This window comes from Kosakonia sp. MH5, assembly GCF_009935945.1.
GTDB classification, from domain to species: Bacteria; Pseudomonadota; Gammaproteobacteria; order Enterobacterales; family Enterobacteriaceae; genus Kosakonia; species Kosakonia radicincitans.
On sequence record NZ_QODH01000017.1, the window covers coordinates 58,923 to 72,151 of the forward strand.

Here is a 13,229-nt window from a genome sequence, read left to right on the forward strand (position 1 = left end):
TTGGTTTGTGGTCATGTTCTCTGTTCCCTTTCCTGTAATTACTTTACTGGTCATGCTTTTCTTACTTTCAATGCCGATGTTGTCTGGAAGAAAGTGTCACCGTGGTACCCTGTATTTTCTCGTCTCCTGCATAGTCCTCCTTTCTATAAGCACACTCCGCTGGGAATATGATTCCACCCTGCTGAGGAATATTCAGTCAGGGCTGGCCATGTTCCTGCCGCCAGTAGCCTGGCACAGCTTCGTCTCAATGACCGAAATTGACAGACAACGCCATCGGTTGCTGTTATTTTGGCCCGCAGCAGTTTCATTATGTATCCGGATAATCTGGCCATCTTCGACTGATCTTATTCTCACTGTTTTATTTGCAGGCTACGGATGCAGCCTGCTTCGTATTGCCTGCCAGGGAGAACAACTGCTGACACTGAGCAGACTGGGAGAATTATCACAAACTACAAAGATGGCATTTTTCGCAGGCTGTTTTCTGTGCATGTCTGCACTGACAGATCTTATGATTGCATTTGACTTCAGTATTAACGGGGGAAAGCTGGCTCCCGCTATTATTGTTATAGGTCAGATCATACTTTTGCCAGTTATAGGTGCTGCTGTCATTGGTGCAGGAAGAACGGTAGCAATGGCCGTACCTGATGTGACAGAGAAGTCGTCACCGGTATGTTTGGTAGATTCTGCAGAAGATATCTCTGGTTTGTATATACGGATTGAGGCGCAGGTTCGTGAAACCCAAATCTACCTTAACCCCGACCTGACACTCAGTACCCTCGCCAGGAAAACTGGTATACCTGCACGCCAGTTGTCAGGGGCGGTAAACACTGTGATGCGGTGCAATGTTTCGCAGTGGATCAACGGGTTCAGGATTGAACGGGCGAAGGAATTGCTGCGGAGCACTTCTTTGCCCGTTACGGATATAATGCTGGAGTCCGGATTTATGACCAAATCAAATTTTAACCGGGAGTTCCAGCGGGTTGCTGGCCTGTCCCCTACTTTGTTTCGTCGGCAGGCAGGTGATAATTCAGTGCTGAGTTCAGAAATAAACTGATTTCACGAACCAGCTTCTTATGAATATCTGCCCGGTTTGCTCCAATGCCGTCACGGCACACTATACCATCACCGGGAGATTCTTCATTGATGAGTTCTTCTGCCCCTGTTTTACATAACTGCATAAAGCTGAAATGTGTCGCACCATCAATGACTTCAAACTGGCTCCGCAGTGGAGCCATGTGGGCAGCGATATACCCTGATTCCTGCCTGAAGGGCAGTTCAGCCAGTCTGTCATTTTGGGCTGCGAGGATCAGTACAGGTATGTCGATATCTCGCAGGCTCTGGGGAGTGAAGCCAGGAGCCAGCCCGGTATCAAGGGAAACGACTGCTTTGATCCTTGCATCCCTGTTGTCTGCAGACAGCTTCGCCCGTGCAACTTCGTTATCGATGCCAAGCTTATCTTTTAACTTACAGTCGCCACGATGTGGCTGTTGCCGGCAGTCATGCAGAAATCGCAGTGGTTCAAACCGGGCACCTGCCAGAGACATGACCGTCCACCCCCCCAGAGAATGCCCCAAAGCTGCAATCCGGCCTTTGTCTGTTTTCCCGAATAATCCGGGAGAGTGAATTACGGAATCAATTACCCGGGTTATATCTAGGGGACGTCTCCACAACTTTTTAGCATCAGCAGGATCCTGGTTAAAAGTAGTTGTCCCCGGATGGTCCGGGGCGGCAACGATGTATCCCTGCATTGCCATGGCTTCAGCAATCCACGACAGATTCCGCCAGTTCCCGTTGTAACCATGTGAGATCACAATAAGAGGATGTTCCCCTGGTATAGGGAGTGCATTCCGGATGATGGAAACCCCGGTAAATGCGGCATTGTCTCCTACATTTTCTGTTACTCCACCTGAAAGAGCCGGATACCATACAGCCACATTTAGCGGTTCTTCCTTCTGGTCGGACAATGTTATCTGTCGGAAGCCCGGATATGCCTGAACCTGTATACAAAAAAGTAAAGATGATATTAAAAGAAACCATTTTCTTAACATTACTGATACCTCTGCTGGGATAAATCAGCAACATTTATAATATGCGGTGTATCTTCATTGCGTCCTGTAACAGGATCTAGGTCGTTATTCTTAATGTTTTCGGCATTTGCCACTGACCTGCTCCCCGTTGATTCACACGGAATGCTGTTAGCAATGTCCGATCTTCGCTCATAGCAGACCTCGCGGCGCTTTAGGCGGTCCGCTTCGTGCCAGGAGCGGACCTTATGGATATACAGACGAGGGGCAATAAGACCAGGTGGCTGACGCTACTCCTGTCAGATAGCTGTTGTACGATTGCGTGCAGAAATCTCATTTACACCTGTTTTACGTGCTGATATCTACCGAAAATATTTACTTACGTTAATGTACTTCATCTCACTTGGTGGATTAAGAATCTTAAGTCATTAATACAGTGGCATTGTCAGCATTAGCGTTTTTACCTGCCAGTACACAATTGCAAAGCGGTATATCTCCATCCCAATTAAGGATATCTTCTGATGTTCAGCCGTTTTATAACTCACTCAGCATCTTTCTTTTTGTCATTAACAGGCTTCATCATAAGTTTACCAGGATACGCAGGATCTTTAACGGACATAGCTGAATATCAACAGATAAGCGGCTTGATCAGGGAACCACTGACGCTGTCCGTCACTTTAAATAACGGCCAGCCTGCAATACTTGATGCTTTTGTCACACGGCCGGTTAGCAACAAGCCTTTGCCAGTTGTGCTAATCACCAATGGAACGACCGGTACAGCCGAATTTGACCGCTGGTCGCTTAACCCAAACCGTTATTCCTCAACAGCAATTGCGTTTGCACGTCACGGATATGCTGCAGTTGTTGTCCTGCGGCAGGGATATGGTCAGTCCAGTGGTGCAGCAGAATATACAGGGCACTCATGCCTCCAGCCCTTTCATCTTCAGGCTGGAGAGCAGGACGTCCAAAATATGGTTGCAGCGCTTGACGCCGTACGCCGTAACTCATGGGCATCCGCTGATAATGCGATGCTGGTTGGTATGTCCGCCGGTGGATTTGCTGTTATCGCAACGGGTGCAACAAATCCGCGAGGCGTAAAGGTGGTTATAAATTTTGATGGTGGTAGAGGGGCTATCGACGGGAAATCCCTTTGTGATAAGACAGGGCTAATGAAATCTTATGCACAATACGGAAAAACAGCGAAGCTCCCTTCGCTGTGGCTTTACGCAGAAAATGATAAGTCGTTTCCCCCGGATATAGGCAGAGAGATGTTTAATGCCTATCAACAAAGTAAAAGCCCGGCCCATTTTATCGTCATGCCTCCTTATGGGAAGGACGGCCATGTCTTTATGGATTCTGCGCCAGAGAGTTTCTGGTGGAATACCATTGCCACTTTTCTTGAGCAATACCATCAGCCTTTTCAGGAGATAATCAAGCTTCCAGTCGTAAATCTCATTGAACCGCCAGGCCTGAATGCTGCCGGGAAAAAATCCTTTTCCGAGTATGAAGCAACGCAGCGATATGAAAAAGCATTTGCTACCGATCCGGACGGGGACTGGGGCGCTGTATACTGGGCCAGGAACAATCAGGAAGCTGCCGCAACGGCACTTAGTATCTGTACAAAGCAACAACGGAAAGGGGCGCCTAAATGCACTCTCTACGCTATCAACAATAATTACGCCTCAGAGATAACTCATTGAAATAAGCTGATATAACCGCGGCCGTGGTGTTTGTACGACATTAAGCTTCGAGCATCCTTTCTTCTGGTACTATCCGTTAAATGCCAGGAACGGACATAACAATCACTATGTCATTTCAAAGTATGAGGACAGGACAAAAAATCAGTCCCGGTGGCTGACACCGGAACGTTACATGCAGGGACGTGGCTGGCGCTCAATTAGACAACTCTTTTATCTCATACTCCGGCAAAGGAAATTGTCTAATAAATGTTTTCAGCGTTTGGCTATCCGGGAGCGCGGTCAAGGCACCTTTCTGGGTTGTCGCCAGTGCGCCACAGGCGCTGGCCTGCGTCATTGCGTCTTTGATTTGGTCAAGGTTCTGCGGCATACCAGTGCGTGCCACATATGCAAGCAAGCCCGTCAGAAACGCATCTCCCGCTCCCGTTGTATCGACGCTATCGACGAGGTAGCCATTGAAATGAATGACCATGTCGTCACGGAGGATCATGGCACCCTGCGCACCATAGGTTACAACTTTCAGACGTGCTGGCAGCGTCTGAAGAAAATCCAGTGCGAGGCTAAAATCATGCGTGTCTGCCAGCCAATACCACTCTTCTTCAGATAATTTCAGGATATCAACCTGTCGCGCGAAATGGTGTACAACATCGCGCATTTTCTGCTTATCACTCCACATTTGCTCACGTAAATTCACATCAAAACTCAGCAAGCCGCCACTCTGCTTTATTTTCCTGATCGCCGTAACTAACGTATTGCGACAGGCTTCAGCGACCAGCGCCAGAGAGCAGAAATGCAATATTCCTGCACTTAAATCGGGGAGTGCTTCAGGCGTTAAAAACTGATCTGCAGAAGGATTTGTAAGAAATGTAAATCCACGTTCACCATGATTATTCAGGGAAACTAGTACAGTACTGGTTCTGTGGTGGGGGTCCATCTGCATACTCTGGACAGACACTCCCGCTGAGCACAGGGTTTTCTTCAGAAAATGACCGAAATCGTCGTCACCGACCCGGCCGATAAATCCACTCTGACAGTTCAGACGAGCAGTTCCAATCGCTACATTGAAGGGGGCTCCTCCGGCACAGGCCTGATACTGCATATCTGAAAGCGGTAAAAGATCAACAACCGCATCACCAAGAGTCCAAATGTTCATGATATTACCTCAAAAGTATTTAGTTATTCTTACCCTGGAATGAACAGCGATGGGGAAACGTATATCCCGGCAAGGCTATATACGATTCCTTTACTGCACTGGAATTAAATAAAAATGATTTTAAAAATTGTAATCCAGCATGAGTTTATAGTCGGTGGTGATGGCATCACCGTTAGTTACCCAGCTTCCACTCTGATTAATTAATGAGCCAGTTATTTCTCCAGAAACAGTAAACCGGGAAGTCAGAGGGTAATTTGCCGAAACTTTAAGAAAACGGGCTCTCGTATTTTGGAAGACTTCGCCATCTTCACGCCGGGCATTGTTTTTCTTATAATGTCCATATCCCCCGCTGAATGTCGTTGATAATTTCCCCCAGTTGTGCCAAATACCCATTGAGGTCGTCCAGGTTTTATCATCGATATCACCCCACTGCGCTCTGTCTAATACAGAGGAGGCAAATTTCTGACGTAACCAGATACCGGTAGTGTTGTTGATAATATATTGAATCCCGGGCTCAGCCTGAAATGAACGGACGTCACGGTCATTTTGTGAACCTCCGCTACGACGATGATCAATCTGTTGGTAAAGATAATTGAAGACCGAAAAATTGTCTGTTACACGCAGATCGGTAAAGAATTTGACGCGTGCCTGCCAGCGATCCTCAATTGAGGCACTTCCTCCCATAACGTCCCAGCCATAGCGCAGACGTTTGTAGAAATATTCATGGCCGACAATGAGTTGTGTCCACTGGTTCTGGCTGAGATAGGTCTGGTTTTCCCATGTTCCATTATAATTTGTGGTTCTGCCTTCTGAAAATGCCAGATACCAGCCGGGTAAAGCGTCATTACGCATAACTCCCTGAACGAAAGTGAGAGAATCATTTCCGCTGTGGAAATGATTGTTTCGCCAGTTATTATCTTCGATTGCATATTTCATTTTAAGCTGACCATGAACGCGTCCGCCTGCAGGATTAGAGGAGCGTGTTGATGTCCACATGACGTCTTCATCCAGATAGGACCACGGATCAACGGCAATGACCTTGCCCGATAAATCCTTCATGATGCTCATGCTTGCATTTGCCAGCGTCGGGAGCATAAGTGAAAAAATAACAGCCAGGGCATGATGATTTTTCATAATAATATCCCTTTAGATCATTTCTTTAAATTGCAATTTTGCGTGGAGACTATCTTGTTGAGGCAGACTGATGCTCCAGGGTTTGTCCGGCATGGAATACATCCGGGTGCTAAATGCCGCTTTGTCGTTAATATAAAAAACGGCAATTGAGTTCTGTATAAGCACGCGGAAATTAATTTTTTCACCGAGCGGAATATCAACCCAGGATTCAGCGTTACTTTGGTTAATCGATGCCAAAGGAGAATTAAAGAAATAGACTTTACCTTTACTCCTGTTGAACATAACATTCAGCGTCGCGTCACTCACCTGGTCATCTGTCAGCCCAAAGCTCATGACCATTCCCGAAGAGGGAATATCCACCGTTGCGGACAACTCTCCACGCCTCGGTAAAGAGGGATAAATAGATGAATGTAATGGGCCAAATTGCGTTGACGTTTTGAGCGTTTTAACAGGCAGTATCGTCTGAACCTGCCCACGGTTATCTTTTATCGCTTTCTGAAGCTCTCGTGGCATAATGCTGTTGAGCTGACCTTTTGTGTCAGCAGTCAATTCATGTACGACCAGGTTTCCTGCCCAGTCGATATTCCCCCTGTCATTGTTTCCCGCTTTAGTTGGGATCCAGCCAAAAACAAATAAACGACCATCCTTAATAGCCAGTTTACCGGCATAAAAACCGGAGCCATCGACAACATAATTATCCAGCTTATGCCACGGTCCTTCCGGATTATCTGCAACGCGATACTGCGTCAGACGCAGTGGCCACTGATCGCTGAAGCTCAGATACCAGCGCCCGTTAAAGAAGACAAGTGTCGGGCATTCAAGATTTGAATTACTGGTAATGGTGTCATTGTCAAAAAATACACCACGGTCTTGCCAGTTTTTTAAATCCGTTGAGCTATAACGCGCGATAATGCCGCGACCGTTGCTGCGGGTCGTGATCAGCATCCAGTACTCTTTCTTCTCTTCAACCCAGACAACGTGAGGATCGCGAAAGTCATTACCGCGATAGTTATCGCCCGGGAGGATAGTGTCCTGTGGATGTTTCACCCAGTGAAGACGATCTTTACTGGTGGCATGCATGACGGACTCAACCGGAAAGACGTTTTCATTATGGGCGGTATACCAGGCGTGCCAGGTATCGCCCACTTTGATAATGGAGCCGGTACCCAGGAGCAGCTCTGGATTATTGACGTTATTAACGTAAGGAATGACTTCAGAATGGTTCTGATAATTATATAAGTTGGCGCTGGTGAGCAGGTGAATCGCATGGACCCCTAAATCGCTGCCGCCGCGCACGTCATTCAGGTAAAAAATATTAAATACACCTTCGTTATAAACAGGCATTGGATCGCCAACAAATGACCCCTCGACACGAGGGAAAAAGCCATTAACCTGGGTGATACTTTTGTTCTGTAATGTTTCTTTAGACATCTGTGAATATACGGGTGTATTTCCACCAGAAAGTACCAGCAAAGCAACGACAGTCGCTGAAATAAAGGTTCTCATGCTATCCCCTGAGTATCAGAAGTTATAAGTAACACCAACTACGGTGAACGGATTCCAGGAGTGCCCTGTATACGTCCAGAGCCCTGCTTCTTTAGTAAATGACGCTTTGAATTCGCCATAAAGGCGAACCTCACCAAAGACGGGATAGCTGATGGTGCCGCCAATAAATTTGTAGCGGCCATCGTAAAAGAGCTCCTGGGCATTACTGGCGTTCTCAATTTTGTCCTGTCCGAAGCCGATATACATTGACGTTAACAATGGATACCAGTTTCGCCAGAACCCGGCAGTCACTTTCCACTCCTGCTCAACAATATCGCCCCAGCTTTCACGCACCTGCCGGTTATAGTAATAGTAAGGACGTAAATACAAACCGAGATCCGGATTCACTCGGTACTGGATTGCAGGTTCAGTCTCAAAAATATACTGCTCAAGGTCGCCATTACCCGGTTGATTACCCTGCGGCTGATATTCGCCATAAGCATATCCGGCAATGCTCCATTTATTGGACAAGCGTAAGTCCTGCCAGATCTTAAAACGGTTTTTCCAGCGTTTGGTTGCCGTTTCGGATCCGACCATGACTTCTGTACCAATATTCCCTCGCCATGTTTCAAAAATATGCCCGACAAAGAACTCATTAATGGTATTGGTGCCGCTATAATCCTGATTGCTGAACTGCCCTTTATAGTCATCTTCCCTGGCATTCCAGAAACCGAAATACCAGTTTGGTAATTCATCATGCCTTAAAAAGGCCTGAATGGTGGCAAGTTTAAATTTCCCGCTATTTTTCTTTGAATTACTCCAGCGCACATCATCAATTTCAATCTGGCTGCCGACGTTTCCGTGCAGACCGCCGGCCTCCATATTCCGTCCGATACTGTTCCAGTGAACCGGCGGGGCTTCCTGCCTTAAGCGTAACAGGCTTACATCTTCAGAATCATCCACCGCATTGTTCTGGTGAGTGTTTTTGCTCTCTGAAGGCTGCGCCACAGTGGGGGTAGTTAGGCTCTGTACGGCTGCTGTGTCTCCAGCTACAGCAGAGGAAGGTTCGCGCACAGTTACATCCTGAGATCCGTTTTTAGCGGCGGAATTACTGTGCTGCTGGTTTTCAGTCTCATCCTGAAAATAGCTTTGATAGTTCCCCGTATAATCATCCGGTATCTCAGCTTTTTTTTCAGCAATGGCGGGAAAAGAGGCAAAAGACAAAAGGAGTGCCAGGGTTGTTTCCCTGTAAGACGAGTTTGTCCTGCTGTTAATTATGTCTTGAGGTTGTTCTGCTCTTTCATCCATTTTTCTATCTCGTTATTCAGACAATATAATGCCAGCCAGAGACTGGCAGAAATAAAGACAGACAATATAAAAAGTGAGATGATATCTGGCGGAATTATTTTTCCAGAGACCAGTATCCGGCTTCTTTTAATGCAGCGGTTCCACTATTTGCAAACAGCATTATATCACGCACTCCCGGCTGCGGATAAATTCGGCTGCTTAAACAGGCTTCGCCTTCATTAACAAATACTTCCACGGATGAGCGGTCAATGAAAATTCGCAGTGAAAGAATATTGCCCTCGGGCAGGGGAATGCTGCGCGTTCCTACAAGCGAAAAATCAGGGTAGTTACGCTCCAACACTAAGCGCTGAGCCTGATTATCAACGTAAATACGCAGCCCATCTCCCAACACCATGCCATATTGTTCCGCCAGAGACGTGCTACGTTCCCATTCGAGTAATAACTCCACGGCTTCGGCCTCTGCAGCGACAAATACCTGCTGATTGTTCAGGCAATGGGCAGGGACAGGAAAATAGCTGCCTCGCAAGGCGGCCACTTCGGCGATGGGTTTCATCATCAGGCGATTATTCTCACCTAAGCTCACTTCGCGCGGCAGGGAGAGCATTCCGGCCCAACCATCCTGTTGCTCCGGCATCGGCGATTCCCACATATCAAGCCACCCAATAACAATTCTGCGTCCGTCGGGGCTCAGGAAACTTTGCGGGGCATAAAAATCGTGACCGCTGTCCATCTCAATGAATTGCCCGTCATGGCCGAACGGCTGGTCTGGCTGCCATTCTCCGAGTAAATATCCGCTCTGGAAAAGGTTACGATTTTGATAACCTTCAGCCACCAGTCCCTGTGGTGAGAACATCAGCACACGACTGCCGTTAAGGCTAAAGAAATCAGGGCATTCCCACATATAACCCATACCTTCTTCAGCCTCGGCAAGAATACCTTCGTCATGCCATTGGCGAAGGTCGGCTGAACGGTAAAGGCGTACCTGGCCGGTTTCGCCTACGCGTGAACCCACAACCATGTACCAGAATTCCCCCTCGCGCCATACTTTTGGATCGCGGAAATGATGCAGTCCTGGAGGGGTATCAAGCACCATACCATGACGCTCAAAATGAATGCCGTCACGACTGGTTGCCAGACATTGCACCTGATAGAGATTGTCATCAGTGTCCGCCGAACCGCGGAATTTATGTCCGGTATAAATCAGTGCCAGCGTATCACCATCCACCACTGCGGAACCGGAAAAGCAGCCGTCTTTGTCTGCCGGACCTTCCGGTGCCAGTGCCACAGGCAGATGCTCCCAGTGAACCAGGTCTTTACTCCGGGCATGCCCCCAGTGCATTGGTCCCCATTTCGTTGAATACGGATGATGTTGATAAAACGCATGATACCAGCCGTCAAACCATACCAGTCCGTTAGGATCGTTCATCCAGCCTGCTCGTGCGGCAAGGTGATAGCGCGGATACCAGCGAAGGTTAATCCTGGCATGTGCTTTTTCAAGCGTCTCTTCGGCCTGTTTTAATAAGGATGTCATTGTGTTTTCTCCCGATAATTTACACAGCACCTGGCTGTAAAAAGGATTGCTCAGTTGAGGGCTTATTGGGGCGCAAAAGGAAGATGGAAATAAACGTGGTGCAGAACACCATAATGCCCATAATTAGATAGGACTGGGCGAAGCCAAATTTTTCGTAGCTGAAACCCGCCAATGGCGATAACACAGTGCCAATAACCGAACTCGTGCAGGCAAATCCCACCAGATAAATCGTGGAAGATAAACGCTTGTCGAAATTCAGGCTGTTGTATTTAAAAATAGCCACCAACAATACCGGCAGCTCTAAGGCGTGCAGCAGTTTTGTGATCGAAATAAGCAGAGGCCCTTCAACCAGGCCGGAGGCGATCATACGCAACGCCATTACCATGCCTGCGAATATCAGGCCATTTTTGGCACCAATTTTGTTAACCAGCCACGGTGCGCAGAACATGCCTGCCGCTTCCAGAAATACCTGAAAGGAATTTAAATAACCAAACATGGCATTTCCTTCCCGTAAGGTCGGAAACTGTGAGGAAAAATAAACCGGGAATTGCTGATCGTAGACGCCGTAAATACAGGTTCCCACCACGAAGAAAATAAGTGCCCAGAAACGCGGTAACGTTAGCAGACGGAGGGCATCTTCCAGAGAAACCTTTTTCGCGCCAATCTCCAGCTTCTCCATGCTCGCCGGTGCGGCAACTTTTAATCGGGCCAGCAGGCAGAAGAAGACCAGTCCAGAGCATGATGCCACCAGAAAGTTGAGATCGGGATTAATATTAAACAGCAGCCCCGCAAAAAACGTGGCTACGGCCCACCCCAGAGAGCCCCACATGCGGACTCGTCCAAATTCAAAGGTACTCTGACGCGCAACGCGCTCGGTATAAGACTCCAGCACGCCAATACCGCCATTAAACGTCATCCCAATAAACAGGCCGCCAAAAACACTCCCCAGCAGGATATTCAGGCTGAGCAGATAGCTAAAAAATAGATAAGCAGGGCCGGAGAGGATCAGCAATGCTGTAATAAACCACAGCAGATTTTTGCGCAGACCAAGACGATCCTGAATAAAACCGTAGAAGACCTGAGCAAAAAGGGCAGATACCGATAAAACAGAAAAGATAATGCCTGTTTCCGATGCTTTTAATCCCACTTCCTGGTGGAGCCAGATAGAAAGAAGTGAGCTGGACGAAGACCAGGTGACAAAGAAAAAGAACAGCAAAGCACTGAGCAGCAAATAGCTGCGGGAAGGCCTTTTTTTCATCTGAGCAATCTCATAGCGGATTATATGTGCTTATGGTAACGTTAACATCTATTACTCACATCGCTTTTTGACGCGATATTCGATGTTAATCACAAAAGTTAACGTTAACATTTCTCATGTGAGATCTGCGTCAAATTTCTGTTCCAAATTCCCAAAATGACGGGCTCAATGCTTAGAATAATGGGTTCATTTTACGGATAATCTTTACTGCAGCGGTTCGCTTGCGCAACGAGGATGTAGCCGTGTTTTCGCAAAATGGAAGGTTATGGCGTCTTTAAAAGATGTGGCCAGAATGGCCAATGTTTCGTTAATGACAGTTTCGCGGGCACTGAATAGCCCTGAACGCGTGAAGCCTGAGACGCTTGCACGGGTGCAGGAGGCTATTCTGCATCTGAATTACGTACCCGATTTGTCAGCAAAACAGATCCGGAGTGTCGGTACTAAAAATAAAACGATTGGCGTACTGGCACTGGATACGGTAACGACACCTTTTTCGGTAGAAATCACGCTGTCAATTGAGGAGACTGCACGCGCGCACGGCTGGAATAGTTTCGTGGTTAACATGTTCTCTGATGATAACCCTGACGACATTGTCGATCTCCTTCTCGCTCACCGGCCGGGGGGCATTATTTTCACCACCATGGGATTACGTGAAGTGCACGTTCCGCCTAAGTTGCTGATGTATCCTTGTGTTCTGGCAAACTGTGAAAATAAAGGGGAGCCGGTTGCCTGTTACATCCCTGACGATGAACAGGGACAGTACACTGCGGTTCAGGCATTGCTGGCGGCAGGATATCGTCGCCCCATCTGTTTGCATTTACCGATCAACCATCTGGCAACTTCCCGTCGTCGAAAAGGGCTGGAACGCGCCTGCCGCGAGGCAAGCATTGATCCAGATAAGCTGGAGCATTGCTATATGCAATTTGGCGATGAACATTACCGTGATATTCCTGACATCCTGCTAGCGCATATTCATCAGGGGATACCTCAGTTTGATTCGGTTATTTGCGGGAATGACCGTATTGCATTCATGGTGTATCAGACCCTTTTGGCTAAAGGAATATCTATCCCGCGGGATATCGGGGTTATTGGGTACGACAACCTTGTAGGCATCGGCAACCTGTTTTTACCCCCGTTATCCACGGTTCAGTTACCACATTACGAAATTGGCCGGCTGAGTACGTTGCATATTATTAAAGACGATGACAGGAAGGAGAGAGTACTGGTCGATAGCCCCTGGCTGTCCCGCGAGTCATTTTGAAAGCAATAACCGCCATGTTGCTGTAGCCAGAAGCTTTGCTTTTAGCCAAAAGGTTAGTTTTCCATGTTTTGAAAAAACTGATGTCAGCTTTGTGCCATAACTTTCTCGATATCCGCTGTGGGAACCATCCAGATGAAAAGCATCTGATGAGTTATTGTCGCTGCTGATTGCAGAGGCTGACAGAGTTCAACAGGCTGGGAGGTGGAAACATGTACAGCTTCTTGATTTGCGCCCTGGGTGACCTGCTTCCGATTGATTATCAGATGCCAATGTTAGTCCTACACTTGTCTGCTATGGGAAATGCGAACTTCCGCTTCACGCCCTGAGACATTCGACAAGCTTTTTATGGCTTCAGTAAGGGCGAGTTTCGCGCTTTGA

At 47.6% G+C, this 13,229-nt stretch carries 10 protein-coding genes; 3 read left to right on the forward strand and 7 right to left on the reverse strand.

Features of this window, described 5'->3' with window-relative positions; translation table 11 throughout:
* Positions 1 to 13: 13 nt before the first annotated feature.
* Complete coding sequence (locus DK872_RS25895) at positions 14 to 1,054, forward strand: AraC family transcriptional regulator (RefSeq protein ID WP_161519029.1); 1,041 nt, start codon at positions 14 to 16, stop codon at positions 1,052 to 1,054.
* Here the strand turns inward: DK872_RS25895 and DK872_RS25900 are convergent.
* Positions 996 to 2,048, reverse strand: coding sequence for an alpha/beta fold hydrolase (locus DK872_RS25900; RefSeq protein WP_161519030.1), 1,053 nt, complete (start codon positions 2,046 to 2,048; stop codon positions 996 to 998). The genes DK872_RS25895 and DK872_RS25900 overlap by 59 nt on opposite strands.
* 497 nt (positions 2,049 to 2,545) lie before the next feature.
* Between DK872_RS25900 and DK872_RS25905 the strand changes: the two genes are divergently transcribed.
* Positions 2,546 to 3,724 (forward strand): dienelactone hydrolase family protein, encoded by a 1,179-nt coding sequence (locus DK872_RS25905; RefSeq protein ID WP_161519031.1) that lies wholly within the window; start codon positions 2,546 to 2,548, stop codon positions 3,722 to 3,724.
* 193 nt (positions 3,725 to 3,917) lie between these two features.
* On the opposite strand, the gene DK872_RS25910 is transcribed toward DK872_RS25905, so the two are convergent.
* The 6 genes from DK872_RS25910 to DK872_RS25935 all read right to left on the reverse strand — a co-directional run bounded on the left by DK872_RS25910 (position 3,918) and on the right by DK872_RS25935 (position 11,590).
* Positions 3,918 to 4,874, reverse strand: coding sequence for an aminoimidazole riboside kinase (locus tag DK872_RS25910; protein ID WP_161519032.1), 957 nt, complete (start codon positions 4,872 to 4,874; stop codon positions 3,918 to 3,920).
* 120 nt (positions 4,875 to 4,994) lie between these two features.
* Positions 4,995 to 6,008 (reverse strand): OmpG porin family protein, encoded by a 1,014-nt coding sequence (locus tag DK872_RS25915; protein ID WP_161519033.1) that lies wholly within the window; start codon positions 6,006 to 6,008, stop codon positions 4,995 to 4,997.
* A 12-nt stretch (positions 6,009 to 6,020) separates the two neighbouring features.
* Positions 6,021 to 7,514 carry a glycoside hydrolase family 32 protein gene (locus tag DK872_RS25920; RefSeq protein ID WP_161519034.1) on the reverse strand — a complete coding sequence of 498 codons (1,494 nt, stop codon included), beginning with the start codon at positions 7,512 to 7,514 and terminating at the stop codon, positions 6,021 to 6,023.
* Between the two features lie 15 nt (positions 7,515 to 7,529).
* Positions 7,530 to 8,717: an OmpG porin family protein gene (locus DK872_RS25925; RefSeq protein WP_370520926.1), complete on the reverse strand. Its 1,188-nt coding sequence runs from the start codon at positions 8,715 to 8,717 to the stop codon at positions 7,530 to 7,532.
* 178 nt (positions 8,718 to 8,895) lie between these two features.
* Positions 8,896 to 10,332 carry a glycoside hydrolase family 32 protein gene (locus DK872_RS25930; protein WP_161519044.1) on the reverse strand — a complete coding sequence of 479 codons (1,437 nt, stop codon included), beginning with the start codon at positions 10,330 to 10,332 and terminating at the stop codon, positions 8,896 to 8,898.
* Positions 10,333 to 10,351: 19 nt separating this feature from the next.
* Positions 10,352 to 11,590: an MFS transporter gene (locus DK872_RS25935; protein WP_017460048.1), complete on the reverse strand. Its 1,239-nt coding sequence runs from the start codon at positions 11,588 to 11,590 to the stop codon at positions 10,352 to 10,354.
* A 265-nt stretch (positions 11,591 to 11,855) separates the two neighbouring features.
* On the opposite strand from DK872_RS25935, the gene DK872_RS25940 reads away from it, so the two are divergent.
* The gene (locus tag DK872_RS25940) at positions 11,856 to 12,851 is read left to right on the forward strand and encodes a LacI family DNA-binding transcriptional regulator (RefSeq protein ID WP_161519036.1); all 996 of its coding nucleotides are present in this window, start codon (positions 11,856 to 11,858) and stop codon (positions 12,849 to 12,851) included.
* Positions 12,852 to 13,229 lie beyond the last annotated feature (378 nt).

Excerpts from the sequence above, each read along its gene's own strand:
- DK872_RS25895 (WP_161519029.1), top strand. The coding sequence starts at position 14 with ATGTTCTCTGTTCCCTTTCCTGTAATTACTTTACTGGTCATGCTTTTC.
- DK872_RS25900 (WP_161519030.1), bottom strand. The coding sequence starts at position 2,048 with ATGTTAAGAAAATGGTTTCTTTTAATATCATCTTTACTTTTTTGTATA.
- DK872_RS25905 (WP_161519031.1), top strand. The coding sequence starts at position 2,546 with ATGTTCAGCCGTTTTATAACTCACTCAGCATCTTTCTTTTTGTCATTA.
- DK872_RS25910 (WP_161519032.1), bottom strand. The coding sequence starts at position 4,874 with ATGAACATTTGGACTCTTGGTGATGCGGTTGTTGATCTTTTACCGCTT.
- DK872_RS25915 (WP_161519033.1), bottom strand. The coding sequence starts at position 6,008 with ATGAAAAATCATCATGCCCTGGCTGTTATTTTTTCACTTATGCTCCCG.
- DK872_RS25920 (WP_161519034.1), bottom strand. The coding sequence starts at position 7,514 with ATGAGAACCTTTATTTCAGCGACTGTCGTTGCTTTGCTGGTACTTTCT.
- DK872_RS25930 (WP_161519044.1), bottom strand. The coding sequence starts at position 10,332 with ATGACATCCTTATTAAAACAGGCCGAAGAGACGCTTGAAAAAGCACAT.
- DK872_RS25935 (WP_017460048.1), bottom strand. The coding sequence starts at position 11,590 with ATGAAAAAAAGGCCTTCCCGCAGCTATTTGCTGCTCAGTGCTTTGCTG.
- DK872_RS25940 (WP_161519036.1), top strand. The coding sequence starts at position 11,856 with ATGGCGTCTTTAAAAGATGTGGCCAGAATGGCCAATGTTTCGTTAATG.